The organism is Enterococcus sp. DJ147D b (assembly GCF_058216655.1).
Window position 1 is genome coordinate 1,751,256 of sequence record NZ_CM177104.1, and the last position, 17,864, is coordinate 1,769,119.

Genomic DNA, 17,864 nt, shown 5'->3' on the forward strand with positions numbered 1-17,864 from the left:
TAAAATGGTTCTCCTTTAAAGTTTAAATTTCGCCATAAACGAATGGATTTTCTGCTTCAAACTCTTTTAACGTTGGATGATTATGATCTTTTTCTGACATGATTGCTTTACTGATGTCAATTGGCCATTCAATAGCTAAATCAGAATCATCAAAAGCGATCCCGCCATCTGCAGCAGCATCATAATAGTTGTCACATTTGTAAAGGAAGTTAACATTTGGCGTCAAAGTGACGAAGCCGTGTGCATATCCTTTAGGAACAAGTAATTGACGATGATTATGTTCAGATAAAATAAATCCATCCCATTGACCATAAGTTGGACTACCCTTACGAATGTCAACAACTACATCTAGTACTGCTCCAGTGACTACACGAATCAATTTTGTTTGTGCAGATTTACCTTTTTGGAAGTGTAAGCCTCGTAACACCCCGGCTTCTGCAGATAAAGAGTGATTATCTTGAACAAAGTCATAAGTCAAACCATGTTCTTCAAATTTTGCTTTTGAATAGCTTTCAGTAAAAAAACCACGGTGATCACCAAAAACATCCATTTCGATAATCTTGACATCTGTTAATTTTGTATCAGTTACTTTCATTTTGTCAGACTCCCTATTCAGCGGCCAAAGCTAATAAATATTGACCGTATTGATTTTTTTTCAATGGTTGCGCTAATGCAAGCAATTGTTCTTTCGTAATGTAGCCCATACGATAAGCAATTTCTTCTAAACAAGCTACTTTTAAATTTTGACGTTTCTCAATTGTTTCAATAAAAGTTGAAGCTTCAAGCAGAGATTCATGTGTGCCTGTATCTAACCAAGCAAATCCGCGCCCCATCAATTCAACAGATAAATTTCCTTTTTCTAAATATGCTTTATTGACATCCGTGATTTCTAATTCTCCACGTTCAGATGGCTTGATGTCTTTTGCAATTGAGATGACATCGTTATCGTAGAAATAAAGACCTGTAACAGCATAGTTTGATTTTGGTTGAGCCGGTTTTTCCTCGATGGATAAAGCATTCATGTTCTCATCAAATTCAACCACACCAAAACGTTCAGGGTCATTTACGTGATACCCAAACACAGTTGCGCCACTTTCTTTTGCTGCAGCGCGTTGCAACATTTTAGATAGACCGCCACCGTAGTAAATATTGTCACCTAAAACTAAGCAGACACTGTCATCACCAATAAATTCTTCACCAATGATAAAAGCTTGTGCTAAACCATCAGGACTTTCTTGAACAGCATACTCAATATGGATTCCCAAGTCATGGCCGTCCCCAAATAGTTCTTCGAAACGAGGTGTATCTTGTGGTGTTGAAATAATCAAGATCTCTTTGATTCCAGCCAACATCAAAGTTGACATTGGATAGTAAATCATTGGTTTGTCGTAAATCGGCATCAACTGTTTTGAAGTTGCCTTTGTCAATGGGTACAAGCGTGTTCCGCTTCCCCCAGCAAGAATAATTCCCTTCATGGCTTTTAAGCGCTCCTTTTTTCAAATTTCACTTTGTTATTATCTCATCAATCTAGAGATTTGTCATGAGCTATTTAGCATTTAATACTTTTTTATTAAACTTGGCGTCGACGCCACTTTCTTTTTAAATAGGATACTAATAGGTGGTATCGCCATGTCAATTTTTGTTGAAAATTAGAATGTGTTTGAATTTCGCTCGCATTCAAGTCGTGACGCCGATATAACGTTAACGGTTCACGGATAAATCCAACCTGATTTCCACCCAATAAACCAATCCACATGTCATGCATAGGCACATCTTCTGGAATGGGTAAGATTTTTGGCTTCAGGTTTGAACGAAAAGCCATACCAGCTCCAATGTAATGACTACGAATAAAATTATTCAACCATCCTTCTTTCGAATGACGATAAGTAAAATAGGAAGGATAAATCGTTTCGAGATTCTCATCCACGATCACCAAGTCCGAAACGACAACTTGTCTTTCCGGATGAGCTGCAAAATCAGCCGTTATCCTTTTTACCTTGTTGTCTAACCAAACATCATCTTGATCAGCCAAAAAAATGATTTCACCATTTGCTTTTTCAATAGCATGGGAAAAATTTTGAATCAGTCCACGTTGAGGTCCCTTTAATAGTTTGATACGTGAATCTTGTTGTGCATATTCCATCAAAATATTCCAAGTGTTGTCAACTGATCCATCATCAGAAATAACTAGCTCATCTGTTGTAGAAAGCTGTCGTAGAATGCTATTTAATTGTTCTCTAAGATATCTTTCGCCATTAAATGTGGCCATGCAAACAGATCGCAAAAATTTACACCTTCCCCATCTCAACATAAGCGCGTAAAGTTAAACGCCAAATTTTTCGATTTTCCACTGTCAAAAATTGTTTAACGCTTCTCAAAAGTAATTGTTTACGATGCTTTTTCCAGTGAATCCGATCATACTCACGATAAAATTTTGTTTCAGCAGCTAAAATCGACTCATATCTGGTTGTCGACACTTTTTCATAATTGAACACAGATAAGTCATGCTCCAAACGAATAGGCAACACTTCAATTTTTTTGTGCAGCTGATGAACTTTCCAAAAAAACCAATGATCTAAAAAATCTAAAGAAAAAGCAGGATCAAACCCGCCAATTGTTTGTAAAAATGAAATTGAAAAAACTGTTCCCGAATTGATTGCCATCACTCGCTGCTCCGTCATCCCTACCTCAGAAACTGCTTGATAGGTACGATTAACATACTGATCAGCATAGACAGGTGAGATTTGCTTTCCTTGATCAAAGATCATCGGTACAGCGACAACGCAGTCATCTGAAAATTCAAGCTGACGAACTCGTTCTAAATAACTTTCATTTAAAACAGTGTCTTGATCCAATGTAATCAGTTGCTGAACCGTGGGGAGAGCTTGCGACAGTGCATAATTGTAGGCCGCCGCCAATCCCGGATTTTGCGCGTCATGATAATAATTCACTAACCTATTTTCAAACAATAAATGATATTGCTCTGTTAGACTGTTATCAAAAATAACGAGTTGGATATTTTGATCCACCACAGCTTGTGATAACAGAGCAAAAGAAGGTGTTTTTTCTATTGATTGCTGATACAATACAACAACAACTAAACTAGTTGGCTTCATTAGAAGAAACTCCACCCCCACTTATGGAAAAATTTTGCCATGGAAGACATGAAAATTCGAAATAATTTAAAGTTACGATGTGCGCCTTTCCCATATAAATGAACGACTGAATGAGTTGGGGTATACAGCAATTTGTACCCAGCTTGTTCAAACTTCAAACACAAATCATTGTCCTCAAAGTACATAAAGTATCGAGAATCAAAACCTGCGACCTCAGTAAACTTTTCTGTATCGATTACCATAAAACTCCCTGATATCATTCGAACATAACTATTTTTATCAAGTGGAAGATCACGACACTCAAACTTAGCCAAGCGTTTATCAAACATTTTTTTCACCCATTTAAAAGGAATGAATCGCAACATATAATCAAAAACGTCTAGGTGTTCACGAATCAAATATTGAGTAGAACCATCCTCATTTAAAATCTTAGGGGCTAGCATCGCGCATTCGGGATGTTCCATTAGTAATTCAACAACTTCCACGATTGTTTGCTCGTCTACCAAAATATCAGGATTAAAAATAACTGCATAACGATAGTTACTATTCAATAAGTTTTGATTATGTCCATAACCAAATCCACTGTTTTCCTGATGGAAGTTAATGTGTAGATATGGATATTGTAAATACTCCTTCAATTTCGCCTGATATTCAGGTAAGGAATTATTATCAAAAATAACGATCTCAATTGCTGGTTTTTCACCAATCGTTGCAATCAAGGTATCTAATGTACGAAAAATCTTCTGACTATTCGCGGTCACTATACTGATTAGGACCGGCTGTTCTAATTTTTTATTCATCTAATGATGGTCCCATTTCTTCAAATATTTCTGCAGTACTTGCGTACGATATTCTTTATTTCCCAAAAATCGTAAAGTTTTCAAAATAAATTGGTGCTTTTCACCAATCAATCCAATTAACTCCAGTAACAAAATAATCGCAAATAACATTACCAGTACCAGAACAATTGTCCCGACTTGACCAGCATAATTCATGATCATTGCTGTGAAAGAAAACATTAAAGCCATCGCATAAATCGCCAAGACTGCTCCTTTGTGTGTGAAGCCTAGACTCAACAAGCGGTGATGCAAATGTTTTTTATCCGCAGTCGAAAAAGATACCCGATTTGCTTTTCGACGAACGATTGCAAAAAAAGTATCCGTCACTGGAACACCTAAAACAATCAATAAAGAAATTGATGAAACAAACGTTACATTTTTTAACCCTTGTAAAGATAAAACAGCCAACATAAACCCTAAAAATAATGCACCCGTATCCCCCAAATAAATCTTGGCGGGATAAAAATTATACGGAAAGAAGCCGATGATGCTTGCTACTAAACAGAAAATAACGATAGGAATGTACACAGTGGATGAGTGAAGAAAGAAATACCCAATGATTCCAATTGTAATCAATCCAATCAGTGATACTCCTGCAGCTAAACCGTCCAATCCATCAATCAAATTCACCGCATTTGTGATACCGAAAATCCAAAAAATCGTTACTGGAAAGCTTAACCATCCTAGTTCAAAATGACCAAAAAAGGGTAAAGTGAACGAATCGATGTGAATATCTGCTAGAAAGTAGATGACAAGTGAGGCTAGTAAAATTCCGATGCTTTTTTGCTTCGGCGTTAGCTCGAAGCGATCATCTAGCACTCCTGTAATAATAATGATCAACGCTGCTAACAAAATAGGTACAATATAAAATCTTGGAATAATATCATGAAACAAAATCAACGTTGAAATAACAAAAGATATGAAAATCGGCAACCCTCCCGCACTTGGCATCGGTACTTTATTGATTCTTCGCGCGTTCGGTTTATCAACCATTCCTGTTTGGACGGAAATTATTTTAAATATCGGTGTTAAAATCAACGATAATACTATCGTTAGGAAAAATCTAACGACCATACTAAACGAAACAAGCATCTGGACACCTACTTTAACTTGAGAGTTTTCCCGTTATTATAAAACACTATCATTAGTTTACAATAAGTCGAGTAAAAGAACGTAAAATTTTACGCTTTTTTATTAGAAATTTTATTTTTTATTTTTTCAACCCAACGATTGAGTGGTCCTTTTCGACGTGTTGCCTGACTGCCCAATACATATTCTTGGACCACAGCATTGATGATTCCACCAAGAATGACAATGGTTGCAGCAAAATTCAACCACAGCATCAAAACGATGAAACTTCCGATAATTTGATACCCGCTGACGCGTGAAGCAAAGTATTTCGCATAAATTCCAAAAACTTGCGACAACAACATCCAGCCCACTGTAGCAAAGATCGTCCCTGGCAAAATCGTTTTTAATTTCAATTGAGCATTTGGCACGATCAAGTAAATCAAGAACAAAATAACGAATAAAGCAACTAATGTGACAGGCCACTTCAGCGCTTGAAACTGATCGATCAACTGTAGCGGAAACTGAAAAATCGGTTGAATTGCTTCCAGAATCAGGTTACCTAATCCTAAGACAATGGTCACTCCACCTATTGCGACCATAAATAAGACAATAACAACTAATGAAACAAGGCGGACAATCAAAAAATTCTTTCGATTGTCCACACCATAGGCTTTATTCATTGCAATTTGTAATGCATTGATACTTTGACTTGCTGACCAAAGTGCAGCTAAAGCAGAAATTGAAAGCAAGCTGCCAGAACTTTGAGTCAGCAGATCTTTGACTGCAGGGCCAATAAATTGGTAAATCGTTTCAGGCATAACCTCTCGAACATAAGTTAACACTGTATTTGGATCAATATTCAAAAAAGGCAATACATTGCCAAATGCAATAATCAGCGGAAACAACGATAACAATAAATAATAAGCAACAACAACAGAAGTTGTCCCAATTTCAGAATCATTCATTCGATTTTGAGTTGTTTCGATAAATCGCATCAATTCCTTATTTTCTTTAATTTTCTGCCAAATCCCCATTTACTTCCCCTATACTCTTATTATTAGTATGTGCCTTCTTCACCTTGTGAAGTTAAAATTTTCGGACCTTCTTTCGTAATAGCTAAAGTATGTTCATATTGACAAGATAGCCCGCCATCACGTGTATACGCAGTCCAACCATTTGGATCCATTTTCATCTTCCAAGTTCCCGTATTGACCATTGGTTCAATTGTAATAACCATGCCTTCTTTCAATCGAAGACCTTTGCCTGCTTCACCATAATGAGGGACAGCTGGCTCTTCATGAATTGTTGGGCCAACACCATGGCCGATAAAATCGCGTACGACAGATAAGTTTTCAGATTCAACGTAAGTTTGGATTGCATGACCAATATCTCCAATGCGATTGCCAACTTTCGCTTGTTCAATCCCAAGATACAATGCTTTTTTCGTTACTTCCATTAAACGATCGATTTCGGGTGTTGATTCCCCAACAACATAAGCCCAACAAGAATCAGAAATGCCACCTTTTAAATCGATACACATATCGACTTTAACTAAATCACCGCTTTTTAGCGGTTTTTTCCGAGGAAATCCATGACAAATTTCATCGTTGATACTAATACAAGTTGCATATTCATAACCTTCAAAACCGATTTGGGCAGCAATTCCGCCATGACTTTCAATATAATTTCTGACAAAAACTTCAATGTCCCAGCTTGTAACACCAGGCTTGATAAAGTTGCGTAAGTTTTTATGCACGTCTGCCAATAAGGCGCCAGACTCTGCCATTGTTTCAATTTCACGTGCTGATTTTAATGTGATCATTCTCTCGTCTCCTTTTTACAAATCGTTCTCATTTTACCATAGTTATCAACGTTTAGCCAAATTGCAGTAATCATTTTATCGAGTTCCATTTCCTTTTTTTATCATCGTTTGGTATAATTCTTACATATTAAGTTAAAATCGTTGATAAATTAGGAGGCAAATCATGGCTTTAGCAAAAATCGTTTATGCTAGCATGACCGGCAATACGGAAGAAATTGCTGATATTGTAGCAGAAGCTTTTGAAAATTTAGATATTGATGTAGAAATTAATGAATGTACACAAGTCGATGCAGATGAATTTGAAGATGCAGACATTTGTGTTGTCGCAACCTATACATATGGTGATGGTGAACTACCAGATGAGATCGTTGATTTTTATGAAGATTTAGAAGATGTTGATCTTGAAGGAAAAGTTTATGGTGTTTGTGGTTCTGGTGATACATTCTATGATGAATTTTGTAAATCCGTCGATGACTTTGATGCTGTCTTTGTCAAAACAGGCGCAACAAAAGGGGCAGAAAATGTTAAAGTTGACTTGAATGCCGAAGAAGAAGACATTGAAAATCTTGAAGCCTTTGCTAAAGCACTTGTAGCTAAAGCTGATTCACTCTAGATGCTTCATTTAAACAAAATTAAAAACCGCTAAAAATCGAATAATGATTTTTAGCGGTTTTTAATTTTGTTTAATACTCACTCAAAGCAAAAAATAAAAAGGTCTACCAAACTCTTGGCACACCTTTTCAAAAAAATGATGCAACGATTTTATGTAAATACAATGGACAGTTCAGCGTGGTCCAATACTAATAATCCACCTTGATTGGTTCTTCTTGTACAAGAATGGCATCGATACTGTCTTGAATCAATTTTTCAATTTGAACATCAGTTGGGTGAATAATTCCTGAAGACATCAATGCAGCAATCCCAGTTGCTACGATCCAAGTACCATTATGAAGTGATTCGATTTGTTCATTTGATAAATTTGCATATGCAGCATCTTCTTTGACTGCGTTCGTGAAATAATTATAAGAGAATTCTTGCATCTCTTCTCCTCCGCCATACTCTTCCAAGTATAAAGAACGGTACAATTTTTTCTCACTGTTGGCAAAATGAATATAATTGTATGCTAAGTCAATGATTTTATGCCCCGTATGTTCAACTGGAAAAATTTCATTGCTCAGATAACTATAAATTTGTTCAAATAACTCTTTTTTTAGCTCATCCATATTTTTAAATTCCAAATAAATTGGTTGTGTCGAGCATTTCATTTTACTAGCGATGTTTCTTGCAGTAAATCTTGAAAAACCCTCTGTAGCAACCACTTCATACGCAGCAGCTAAAATTTGCTCTCTGGTAATCGTCTTTTTTCTTGCCATAATTTTTTAATCTCCTCAAAAATTATTTATAACGCTTCCACCTATTGGTTATTTTAATTGTAACACGTTTTTTTTGATATGCAAAATTTGTTTTTTTACTCTACATCTACCCTTTTACTACGGTAATAATCTTAATTTCTATTTTTATAAAAATCATGAAACTAAACATTTCCGTTCGCTATTTACCAATTGTTTCTACTATTAATAAATGTTATCATATTACTGGTTATTAAATCAAATAATGAGGGGGAGTAATATACATGTTAGCAAATTTTAATAAATATATGGAGAAATATGCACGCCTAATCACTGAAACCGGAATCAATGTTTCAGAAGGTCAAACAGTTGTTTTACAAATCAGCGTTGACCAAGCACCCTTAGCACGCCTGATCACGAAAGAAGCATACCGATTGGGAGCTGCGGAAGTCATCGTACAATGGACAGATGATACTATTCAAAAAGAATTTCTAACTCACGCAGCAACAGATCGCATCGAAAATGTTCCACAATATAAAATCGATCAAACAAATGATTGGGTAGCAAAAGGCGCGAGTCGGATTAGTGTCGTTTCTGCTGACCCTGACTCTTTAGCTGGCGTCGATGGCGACCGTGTAGCAAGCTACCAAACTGCTGTTGGTAAAGCGATGATGAATTTGCGTAAAGCAACTCAAGCAAATAAAGTTAGCTGGACAGTTGTCGCTGCTGCAGGTAAACAATGGGCAGCTAAAGTTTTTCCTGACTTACCTGAGTCAGAACAAGTGGATGCACTCTGGGATGAAATTTTCAAAACGACTCGCATTTATGAAGATGATCCTGTGCTTGCTTGGAAAAATCATGATGAAAAATTAGCGAAAAAAGCCGATGAATTAAATCAAGAACAATTTACCGCTCTACATTACACGGCGCCGGGAACCGACTTGGTTATTGGTCTACCAAAAAACCATTTATGGGAGGGTGCTGGTAGTTTGAATGCACGCAACGAAAAATTCATGGCAAACATGCCTACCGAAGAAGTCTTTACAGCTCCTGATAGTCGTCGTGTGGATGGATTTATTTCTAGCACTAAACCTTTAAGCTACGCTGGAACTATTATCGAAGGAATGAAATTTACCTTCAAAGACGGAAAAGTCGTTGAGTTTTCTGCTGAAAAAGGTGAAGAAGTTTTAGCAAAACTATTGGATACAGACGAAGGTGCACGTCATTTAGGTGAGGTTGCTCTTGTTCCTGATCCCTCACCAATTTCACAATCTGGAATCATTTTCTTCAACACCTTATTTGATGAGAATGCTTCAAATCACTTGGCACTTGGATCGGCTTACGCATTCAACTTAAAAGGTGGAACAGAAATGACTGAAGAAGAACTAGCAGATGCTGGTTTGAACCGTAGCCAAACTCATGTAGACTTCATGGTTGGCTCAAATAAAATGGCGATTGACGGCATTCGTGAAGATGGCTCAACTGTTCCAATTTTCAGAAATGGTGATTGGGCATAGTTTTCCTAGATTATTCACCTGATAAAAAGCCCCTCTACAGCACTATGTGGAGGAGCTTTTGACACTTTTATCTAAATTTTAGATGCAATTTAGTAAGTTGTAATTAATAGCCTGCTGATTAAAAGCTATTAATTGAAACAGATGGGGAACCTTTTGAACAAAAACACCAACAAAGAAGCTTCTAAACATTGGTTTAGAAGCTTCTTTCTACGTTCCCTGCCGGAATCGAACCAGCAACTAATCCTTAGGAGGGACTTGTTATATCCATTTAACTAAGGGAACTTTTTAACGATTGATTAAAACATAAAAATTACTTTGAACAACTTAAGTCCAACAGAGTTATTGTAGCTGTTTTGATTTTTTCTTGCAAGCCTTCCCCTGATAAAAGACAATATTTCTTGATTTTCCCTCCCAAAAGCAAACTATTCGCCATCTACTACTCGCTGATGCTACACTTAGAATATAAATAAAACTTATGCTTAGGAGGAATTTTTGATGACAGAAGAGCCAAAAGAAAAAATTTATGCGGAACGTTTCGACGCCTCAAAGAAAGATGAAGAAAAAATTTCAAAAGCTGCTATTCAAGAACATAAAGAAGATCACCCTCAATCACCAAGCAAAAAATTCAAATTTAAGAAAAAACCGACTCAGTAGGAACTGATTGTGTCCGTGATAAAACATGAACAAAAAATTTCATAAACAAATGAAAAGTAAAAAGAGTCAGGCAAAGCGCGTACGCATTTTGCCTGACTCTTTTTCTTTTAGAAATAATCATTTAAAACAGGTTTTTGATCTGGAATCAGTTCCGCCAATTTTTCAACTAACGCTTCTGAACAAGTCAATTTTTCTTGGAAAACCAATTCTTGAACTTTTTTATATCCCATGAATAATTGCGTTACACTTTGGATCGTTCCACTGACTCTTGGTAACATGGAGTTTGTTACTTGCTTGACCCGAACTTCCCCCTCCACTAGGACCACTTCAAAAATACCTTCATTCCATTGTGCATAAGCATCTTCCGTTACTTCAATAGCGAAAGCACCTTGTGTTTTCGGGAACGGATATTCGGTTAAAAATTTAGCTATATCAACAATTCTTCCCATCATATCAGGTGTGATTGTTGTTTTTGCAAAAGGATTTGCAAGTAGTGCATTCAGATTATTCCCAGCATAGCCACAAGCAAACGCAAATGTTTCAAACGCCCCACTATGTGAACCAATAAAGCGAGCAAGTGCTTGAAACGCAGTATGTGTCAAATAACCCCATTCGACAATAGTAAAAATTGGTGTTTCCAAGCGATAAACTAAATACCCTGCCACTGCACCAGACTCATCATAGTATAACGCAAACTGGTGACCTTTCTTTTGGCGGAATTTAAAATCAATCCACCAAGCTTCTCGTGCTACTGCACCACGTTGATTGTCTGCCATTTGGGGATAAATCTCAGCTATTGCTTCTTGGGCTTTGTCAAATGAAGTCCTAACCATTTTTCCCGGTACTTTTTTGACTGCAGGAAAGTCACGGCTAGCTAATTCATAATGAACCTTTTCAAACAATAGTTCATAGCCATAACGACGATAAAAAGGATAAGAAAATGGTGCTAAATAAGACAATGTCACATCTCTTTCTCGACAATCAGTAAGAATTCGCTCCATGATTTGATTGATTCCGCCTTGTCCTCTCGCCTCTGGATATGAAGCAACATAGCCGATTCCAGCCATCAACAGGTCTTTTCCATGAAAAGTAACCGGAAATGGTGTGGCCATCACTTGACTCATCAATTGTTCTTCTTCATTAAAAAAACCATAATTCCACGAGTGTTCTGCGATGGTTTGAAACCGTTCTCGACGTTCAAATGTATCTTCAAAATTAAATGCGTAAGCAGCCAAATCAAACATCTCATCGATTTGTGCACTGCCTAATTCTTTGACCTTTTTATTCATTCTTGCTACTCCTCCTACACAAAAAACTGATTGATGACTTGCTTGAAGTTTTCTTTGCAAACTCCAATCCACGCTCAATCAGTCCATTTACAACTTGCTTTTTCTTTTTGTCATATAATGATAACCTAATAGGTTTCTTCAATCATCGTCAACATTTTTTTGAATTGGCGACGTTTGAAGTACATCAAGATTGTGCCCAAAACCATATCATTTAACTTTTGTAATAAACCGTGCGAAGTCATTTGTTCCGTGTAATGGATTTCACACGAGGAATCATCAATTGGTTTGATTTGATAGTGAACCACAAAATCATTTTTAGTCGTTGATGTCCGAAATTTATAAGACTGGTTTTCAATGACTTCCTCGATTTTGATTCGAGCACGGCTAGATTTAGAAAATACTTTTACATATTCAAAGTTATTTAGCTGTTTACGTGTGATACTTTTCCCCGTTGCTTTACGTACATCAAAAAGAACAGAGTCCATAACTTTATCGTAAAAGAACGATGCCGGAATATTCAATTTTTTCGTAAGTTCCATTAGTTATTTTTCTCCTTTACTTCTTTTTTCTTTCCTTTTTTAAAGAAATAGATACCTAAGCCTAACAAAAACAAGCCTGTAACCATGCTATATAAATCATAACTTTGGGTATTGGGATTTAGACTATACAATAACACTAAAGAACCAATACTACATAAAAATAAGCCATTTTTTATCATTTAAACCATCCTATCTTTCAAACACTTTTATTATACTGCAGTTGCTTGGAAATATAAAACTGTGCCCCAAGGTTGTGCTTTGATCAGCTCTTTCGCCTTTTTAGCGGCTGCTTCCGGATCACTTGCCGTTGTTTCAAACATTAGCTTGATTCCTTGTTTTTCTTTAAATTGGAAACTGATTCCATCTTCGTTGAACCCTTCTAAAAGTTCTTTGATAGCATCTTGTTGCATTGCACTTGCGATTGTAATCATTGATTTATCCTCCTAATATTTACAAAAAAGACTGCTTCCACCTCACTGGAAGCGTCAGCAGTCTATCTTTACTTCATTATAGTTGTTCCCCTGCATTAGGGTCCATTTTGTTTGCTGCAATAACAAATGGTGCCCAGATCAAGAAGGTTACGATCATACATACCAAGGTTACGATTGGCGCACGCCAGTCAGCTCCCGTTGCTAGGAATGATAGTAAGAATGGCGGTACAACCCATGTTACTTGTTGTGATACCGGTGCGACCAGACCTAGGTAAGTTGCTACCCAACCAATTGCTGTCGCAACAACTGGTGCAATCAAGAAAGGAATAAACATGATTGCGTTCAATACGATTGGCAAACCAAACATTACTGGTTCATTGATATTGAAAAGACCAGGTCCAATTGACAGTTTTGCAACTGTTAAATAATCCGCACGTTTTGAGAAAATCAAGATAGCAATCAAGAGAACGATTGTCCCACCTGAACCACCGAACCAAGCGAACGCATCAAATGAACCACGAACCCACATATAAGCTTTGCCGTCTTCAATAGCATCTAAAACTGCTGGTGTCCCTGTTTTTCCGTTGTATCCTTTTTGGAAAATATCGATATTGATCAATTGTGCTTGTCCCCAAATACCTTCTAATACTGGCGCCAATACGTTTGGACCATGAATCCCGAAGAACCAGAAAATTTGCACAAAGATCGTAACGATCAATACAGCACCGATCCCTTGTGATAAACCAAGGAATGGTTCAGCAATGTATTTTTGAACCAAGTCAATAATCAATTGACCATCAGTAAAACGTCCGACAACATAGTTAATAATTGCAATTACATATAAAGCGATTGTTGCTGGCAAAATAGCTGCGAAGGCTTTAGAAACTGCCGGAGGTACTGAATCAGGCATTTTGATCGTAATGTCAGCTAACATCAATTTACAGAAAATAATAACAGAAATGGCACCCATGATCATAACAGTGAAGTAAGCATTTCCATTTAGGTGATTGATATTCAACCATCCCCATAAACCAACAGACAATGTTCCATCTGCTACAGTCGCACCAACACCACTGTTGTTGATTGCTTCTGCTACGTTTGTTGGAACATCCACATTTAGTGCTGCTGATAAGGAAGGACCAAACGAGATCCCTTGAATCAACGTTGCTAAACCTACGATACCACCTGCTAGGTCATTAACGCCATAAGCACGCGCTAAGTTATAGCCCCAAGAAAAGGCAAAAATCAGACCCGCAATAGCTAGTGTTCCGTTCCAAACAAAACCGTTGATCCCAATAATAACATTTAATACTGCATAGAAACCTTTGTCTGCTGCTAAACTATCTGCATAAGTACTAATAAATTGCTGTGGCAAATCACGAATGATTGCATTGATCATTACAGCAACAGACCCTGCCATCGTTGCAGGCATTGTGCCGATAAAAGCGTCACGTAAAGCAACTAAGTGCTTCTGCGCGCCAATTTTAGCGGCAACCGGTAGGATGTGTTTCTCCATCCAAGCTGTTAATCCGTTCATTTTATTGTTCCTCCTATAAGTTTATTTATACAAAGAGTTGCCTCCCTATACCAAATTAAAAAAATCCGTTCAAAATTTTTTCTTCTTCCGTTCAAAAAAGAAGGTGTTGGCGTATAACTTCTTCCGTTCAAAAAAGAAGTGTTACTCATTTCCTAAGCGACGATAAATATCAATAATTTCTTTTGCTAAGTCTGTAAACGCAATTGAAGTCATCAGATGATCTTGACTATGAACCGTTAGTAAAGTCACTTGTACATGATTCCCTTGTGCTTCTTGAGTTAACATTTCTGTTTGTGAATGATGTGCTTGGACTAATGATTCTTCAGCATCCGCGATCTTTTGATCTGCTAAGGTAAAATCACCTTTTTTTGCTGCCGCAATTGCTTCCATTGCATCACTTTTTGCGTTCCCACCAAACATGATCAAACCCATGATTGCTTCTAAATTTTGTTGATCTTCCACGTGCGTTTTCCTCCAAATGTCTTAATCAGTTATTTCATTAAACTTTCTGCTTGTTCAAGCACTTTTGCACCATTCATCATACCGTAATCTTGCATGTTGATGACATCCAAAGGAATGCCTTTTGGTGCTAATTTTTGTTCAAATTGGGATTTCATGAAGCGGACTTGAGGTCCTAATAAGAGTACGTCTACATTTTTTGCTTCCAAATTGTTGTCTGCATCTGAAGCTGAAACTGCAAAGATGTCTGCATCGATTCCTTTTTCTTCAGCTGCTTTTTGCATTTTTGTTACAAGTAGGCTTGTGCTCATTCCAGCGGAACAAACTAACATGATCGTTTTTTTCACCATTTTCTTCACTCCTTCTAATTTGTTTTACACTTTATTATAATGCAAGAAGTGTGCCAATAAAAAAAAGGCTAAAATAGCGTTTTCACGCTTTTTAGCCTTTTGTTTCAGTGCGCACACTACTGTTTTTGTGTGCAAACAAGTAATTAGTGTGCTGTACTGTATATATTATTCATTTTTAATTTTATTTTCCAGAAACATCTGTGTAAGATAGGCGATCTCATCTTCCGAGATTTTGATTTGATATTTTCTTTCTAATGGCATTAAATTCGTACGAACCATATCCATCTCCAGTCGATATTTCTTGGCAAAATCAGGAAGCTGTTTAAAGACCCTACTTTCTTCGTTTTTGATAAGAGCATCAATCATAAATGCTAAATGAATCAAGATGCCTGCATCAACACCTGGCTCCACAATGATTGAAATATCTGTTTGAACTTGTTGAACTACCTTTTGCAAGGAATAAATCAGTTCATCCATTGCTGGAATAGATGACAACGAGTCTTTTAACGAATAGACAATCTTATCAATTGGGATTTCATCGTCAGCCATTCGTTTCAATGTGTTTAATTTCTCATCATTGAAAATATCGTATGCCGAAAAGAATGGGATATTTTGATAATCCACATCTACTGTTCCTGCAATTGCTTTGATCTCGTATTCTTCTAAAAGAGCATCGATATGTTTTTTGAAAGATTCTCTTTCTAAAAACTGCATTTGGATCAACTCAACTTTTTGTTGATTGATAACTGGTGCAATTCGTTGGTAAAGCTTCGCGGCTACGCCTTCCCCAGTAAAGCAAGTCACGATAACTGCTTTTTTACGTTGTGTATCCGCCGCATCACCTAACTTGAATTGGTCACGAACAATTGATTCAAAGGATAGTTGGATATTTTGATAAATATCTTCTAAACTTCTTCCAACATTTGCCATTCGGATTGCTTCAATCACAATCATCGTACTTGTCATCGTGATTGCTTTTGTCCGAACACCGGTCTCTTCATAAATCAAATTACTAAATGTGTTTAAGGAACCCATATCAGTTAATAACAGCAAACCATTGCTTAATTGTGCTTGACGAGCTTTCACATAAGTTAAGACTTCTTCATACATCGTTTGAACTTCCATGGCAAGTGGCATATTAAATGCTGCCCCTATGTTCGTTCCAAGCAGTTCTTGTGCCATCTCCAACATACTAGAAGCTGTTTGGCGCCCGTGCATCAATACAAGAACATCCACATTATTTTCTTTGACTCGCTCACTCTCCCCTAAATTAATTGACAAAAACATGCTGATGAAGCCTATTTCATCAAACGGAATCTCCACTTCGCATTCATCTTCAATAATAGTAGACAAATCAATGGCGACTTGGAACTCTTTCTTAAAGTGTTTGCGGATATTATTCAAATCTGGATGAACGATCATGTGACCATCACGTACCCGATCTAAGGTACTTTGTAAATGTAAAGCAAAAGCAAATCGCGCTTTTTCATTATAGATCCGATCCAATCGTTCTTCTGCCACGTCATATAGTTGATTCGTCAACTGCCAAATATCATCTGGCAACAAATCTTTAGGAATATTGCTTTGCGTCAATTCTTCGACATAGGTTTCAAAGTACTCGTCGACATCTTTTGAAATCAGTGCTTCTAAATCAATACTTTCCACACCAGTTTCAGACAAACTAGCTACTTTTTCTTCAATATCATTATAAACTTGCATATTACGTTCAGGATCTTGTGACCAAACAACATCTGCCAATCCCGGCTCAAAGGTTAGGTACTGGCTTTTGCTTTCGATAAAATGATCTAAGCGTTCTGGAAGTTCCTTGATTTTTAACAAGCCCTTTTGAACTTGCAACGAAAGTTCTTCTTTACGAATAATCAATTTTTGCTCGTTATGCGTGCGGTAATGCAGAAATGATTTTGCACAGACCAGTTTTAAATCACGTTTCACTTGGCCGATATTTCCTTCTGCATCATAGAGCATAAACGCTAAAATTGCTTCTCGCTCAATGTCGATTCGTTGATTCAAACGATTCGCCTCTTGTTTAATGAAAAGCGAAATGATTTCATACCGTTCATCCAATGAACGGGAAGCTAAGTTTGGCAAGGTAATTGCCATCGGAATCCGACGATTAAACGTCGTCAAGAAACTTTCAGAAGACTCTGTCGTAGCTCCTATGATTTGCACGGCTGCTTCATGAACTTGTGCACTTTCCCCTAATGGTCGATAGATTCCTTTATCAATAAAAGTGAACAACATTTCTTGTCCTTCTGGTGGAAGGCGATGAATTTCATCAAGGAATAAAATCCCGCCATCTGCTTTTGCAATCAAACCGGGACTATCTTCTGCCGCTCCTGTATAGGCGCCTTTTTTGATCCCAAAAATGTGTCCAAACAATAACTGAGGATTCTGCGCGTAATCTGCACAATTAAATGAAACAAACGGTGCATCGGGTGCCAAAGTTTCAGAGTCCATTGCAAAATGATACATACATTCTGCAAACATCGATTTTCCTGTACCTGTTTCCCCAAAAATAATCGTATGTAAGCCTCTTGGTGGATAGAGAATCGCTGCTTTTGCTTGTTGGATACTCACTTTTAGCGACTCATTTTCTCCTACTAATGTTTCAAATGTCACTTGTGTTGATGAGTCGACATGGACTTCTTCTTTTGCTTCTTTAGACATAGAATAAACCACCGGGCGACCAGCGGTTTTCATAATTTGTCGCTCTTTATATAGATCACTTAAATAACGGCTTGCATTACTTCGATCAATGTGAAGATGTTTAGCTACGTCACTTGCTGTTAAGCCGTGTTGATTGATTGTTAATAAATGGATGATTTCTTTCTTGCGAGCATTCATACAAACCCTCCTTTAGTGAGTTTTCA

At 37.2% G+C, this 17,864-nt stretch carries 20 protein-coding genes and 1 tRNA gene; 3 read left to right on the forward strand and 18 right to left on the reverse strand.

Annotated features, from left to right (window positions below; translation table 11 throughout):
* Window positions 1-22: 22 nt before the first annotated feature.
* From rfbC to map, 8 genes are all read right to left on the reverse strand, one after another.
* Window positions 23-595, reverse strand: a complete 573-nt coding sequence (gene rfbC, locus AC4BD1_RS08310) for a dTDP-4-dehydrorhamnose 3,5-epimerase (RefSeq protein ID WP_490466268.1) — start codon at window positions 593-595, stop codon at window positions 23-25.
* Between the two features lie 13 nt (window positions 596-608).
* Window positions 609-1,475 carry a glucose-1-phosphate thymidylyltransferase RfbA gene (gene rfbA, locus AC4BD1_RS08315; protein WP_206909046.1) on the reverse strand — a complete coding sequence of 289 codons (867 nt, stop codon included), beginning with the start codon at window positions 1,473-1,475 and terminating at the stop codon, window positions 609-611.
* A gap of 95 nt (window positions 1,476-1,570) precedes the next feature.
* On the reverse strand, window positions 1,571-2,284 hold the full coding sequence (locus AC4BD1_RS08320; protein WP_206909044.1) for a glycosyltransferase family 2 protein: 714 nt from the start codon (window positions 2,282-2,284) through the stop codon (window positions 1,571-1,573).
* Between the two features lie 4 nt (window positions 2,285-2,288).
* Window positions 2,289-3,116 (reverse strand): glycosyltransferase, encoded by an 828-nt coding sequence (locus AC4BD1_RS08325; RefSeq protein WP_490485475.1) that lies wholly within the window; start codon window positions 3,114-3,116, stop codon window positions 2,289-2,291.
* Window positions 3,116-3,916, reverse strand: a complete 801-nt coding sequence (locus AC4BD1_RS08330; RefSeq protein ID WP_490485476.1) for a glycosyltransferase — start codon at window positions 3,914-3,916, stop codon at window positions 3,116-3,118. Before AC4BD1_RS08330 ends, AC4BD1_RS08325 begins: the two co-directional genes overlap by 1 nt.
* Window positions 3,917-5,047 carry a glycosyltransferase family 4 protein gene (locus AC4BD1_RS08335; RefSeq protein WP_206909038.1) on the reverse strand — a complete coding sequence of 377 codons (1,131 nt, stop codon included), beginning with the start codon at window positions 5,045-5,047 and terminating at the stop codon, window positions 3,917-3,919.
* 89 nt (window positions 5,048-5,136) lie between these two features.
* On the reverse strand, window positions 5,137-6,060 hold the full coding sequence (locus AC4BD1_RS08340; RefSeq protein WP_490466270.1) for a YihY/virulence factor BrkB family protein: 924 nt from the start codon (window positions 6,058-6,060) through the stop codon (window positions 5,137-5,139).
* A 23-nt stretch (window positions 6,061-6,083) separates the two neighbouring features.
* Complete coding sequence (map, locus tag AC4BD1_RS08345) at window positions 6,084-6,848, reverse strand: type I methionyl aminopeptidase (protein WP_206909034.1); 765 nt, start codon at window positions 6,846-6,848, stop codon at window positions 6,084-6,086.
* A gap of 163 nt (window positions 6,849-7,011) precedes the next feature.
* Between map and AC4BD1_RS08350 the strand changes: the two genes are divergently transcribed.
* On the forward strand, window positions 7,012-7,461 hold the full coding sequence (locus AC4BD1_RS08350; protein WP_490485477.1) for a flavodoxin: 450 nt from the start codon (window positions 7,012-7,014) through the stop codon (window positions 7,459-7,461).
* 187 nt (window positions 7,462-7,648) lie between these two features.
* On the opposite strand, the gene AC4BD1_RS08355 is transcribed toward AC4BD1_RS08350, so the two are convergent.
* The gene (locus AC4BD1_RS08355) at window positions 7,649-8,221 is read right to left on the reverse strand and encodes a TetR/AcrR family transcriptional regulator (protein WP_206910389.1); all 573 of its coding nucleotides are present in this window, start codon (window positions 8,219-8,221) and stop codon (window positions 7,649-7,651) included.
* A gap of 260 nt (window positions 8,222-8,481) precedes the next feature.
* Between AC4BD1_RS08355 and AC4BD1_RS08360 the strand changes: the two genes are divergently transcribed.
* Window positions 8,482-9,714: an aminopeptidase gene (locus tag AC4BD1_RS08360; RefSeq protein ID WP_206910390.1), complete on the forward strand. Its 1,233-nt coding sequence runs from the start codon at window positions 8,482-8,484 to the stop codon at window positions 9,712-9,714.
* 210 nt (window positions 9,715-9,924) lie between these two features.
* On the opposite strand, the gene AC4BD1_RS08365 is transcribed toward AC4BD1_RS08360, so the two are convergent.
* A tRNA-Arg gene (locus tag AC4BD1_RS08365) sits at window positions 9,925-9,996 on the reverse strand.
* Window positions 9,997-10,209: 213 nt separating this feature from the next.
* Between AC4BD1_RS08365 and AC4BD1_RS08370 the strand changes: the two genes are divergently transcribed.
* Window positions 10,210-10,368 (forward strand): hypothetical protein, encoded by a 159-nt coding sequence (locus AC4BD1_RS08370; protein WP_490466273.1) that lies wholly within the window; start codon window positions 10,210-10,212, stop codon window positions 10,366-10,368.
* A gap of 107 nt (window positions 10,369-10,475) precedes the next feature.
* Here AC4BD1_RS08370 and AC4BD1_RS08375 read toward each other — a convergent pair whose 3' ends face one another.
* The 8 genes from AC4BD1_RS08375 to AC4BD1_RS08410 form a co-directional block, all read right to left on the reverse strand.
* Window positions 10,476-11,657 carry a GNAT family N-acetyltransferase gene (locus AC4BD1_RS08375; RefSeq protein WP_490466274.1) on the reverse strand — a complete coding sequence of 394 codons (1,182 nt, stop codon included), beginning with the start codon at window positions 11,655-11,657 and terminating at the stop codon, window positions 10,476-10,478.
* A gap of 125 nt (window positions 11,658-11,782) precedes the next feature.
* A complete protein-coding gene (locus AC4BD1_RS08380) occupies window positions 11,783-12,196 on the reverse strand; it encodes a DUF3284 domain-containing protein (RefSeq protein WP_206910393.1) in 414 nt (137 codons plus the stop codon).
* Complete coding sequence (locus tag AC4BD1_RS08385; RefSeq protein WP_067480612.1) at window positions 12,196-12,375, reverse strand: DUF3188 domain-containing protein; 180 nt, start codon at window positions 12,373-12,375, stop codon at window positions 12,196-12,198. Before AC4BD1_RS08385 ends, AC4BD1_RS08380 begins: the two co-directional genes overlap by 1 nt.
* 30 nt (window positions 12,376-12,405) lie before the next feature.
* Window positions 12,406-12,627: a hypothetical protein gene (locus tag AC4BD1_RS08390; RefSeq protein ID WP_206910395.1), complete on the reverse strand. Its 222-nt coding sequence runs from the start codon at window positions 12,625-12,627 to the stop codon at window positions 12,406-12,408.
* A gap of 76 nt (window positions 12,628-12,703) precedes the next feature.
* Window positions 12,704-14,164 carry a PTS sugar transporter subunit IIC gene (locus tag AC4BD1_RS08395; RefSeq protein WP_206910396.1) on the reverse strand — a complete coding sequence of 487 codons (1,461 nt, stop codon included), beginning with the start codon at window positions 14,162-14,164 and terminating at the stop codon, window positions 12,704-12,706.
* A gap of 141 nt (window positions 14,165-14,305) precedes the next feature.
* Window positions 14,306-14,626, reverse strand: coding sequence for a PTS lactose/cellobiose transporter subunit IIA (locus tag AC4BD1_RS08400; RefSeq protein WP_206899996.1), 321 nt, complete (start codon window positions 14,624-14,626; stop codon window positions 14,306-14,308).
* 29 nt (window positions 14,627-14,655) lie between these two features.
* Window positions 14,656-14,973, reverse strand: a complete 318-nt coding sequence (locus AC4BD1_RS08405) for a PTS sugar transporter subunit IIB (RefSeq protein ID WP_067480601.1) — start codon at window positions 14,971-14,973, stop codon at window positions 14,656-14,658.
* 165 nt (window positions 14,974-15,138) lie between these two features.
* A complete protein-coding gene (locus AC4BD1_RS08410; protein ID WP_206910398.1) occupies window positions 15,139-17,838 on the reverse strand; it encodes a sigma-54-dependent transcriptional regulator in 2,700 nt (899 codons plus the stop codon).
* Between the last annotated feature and the right edge of the window lie 26 nt (window positions 17,839-17,864).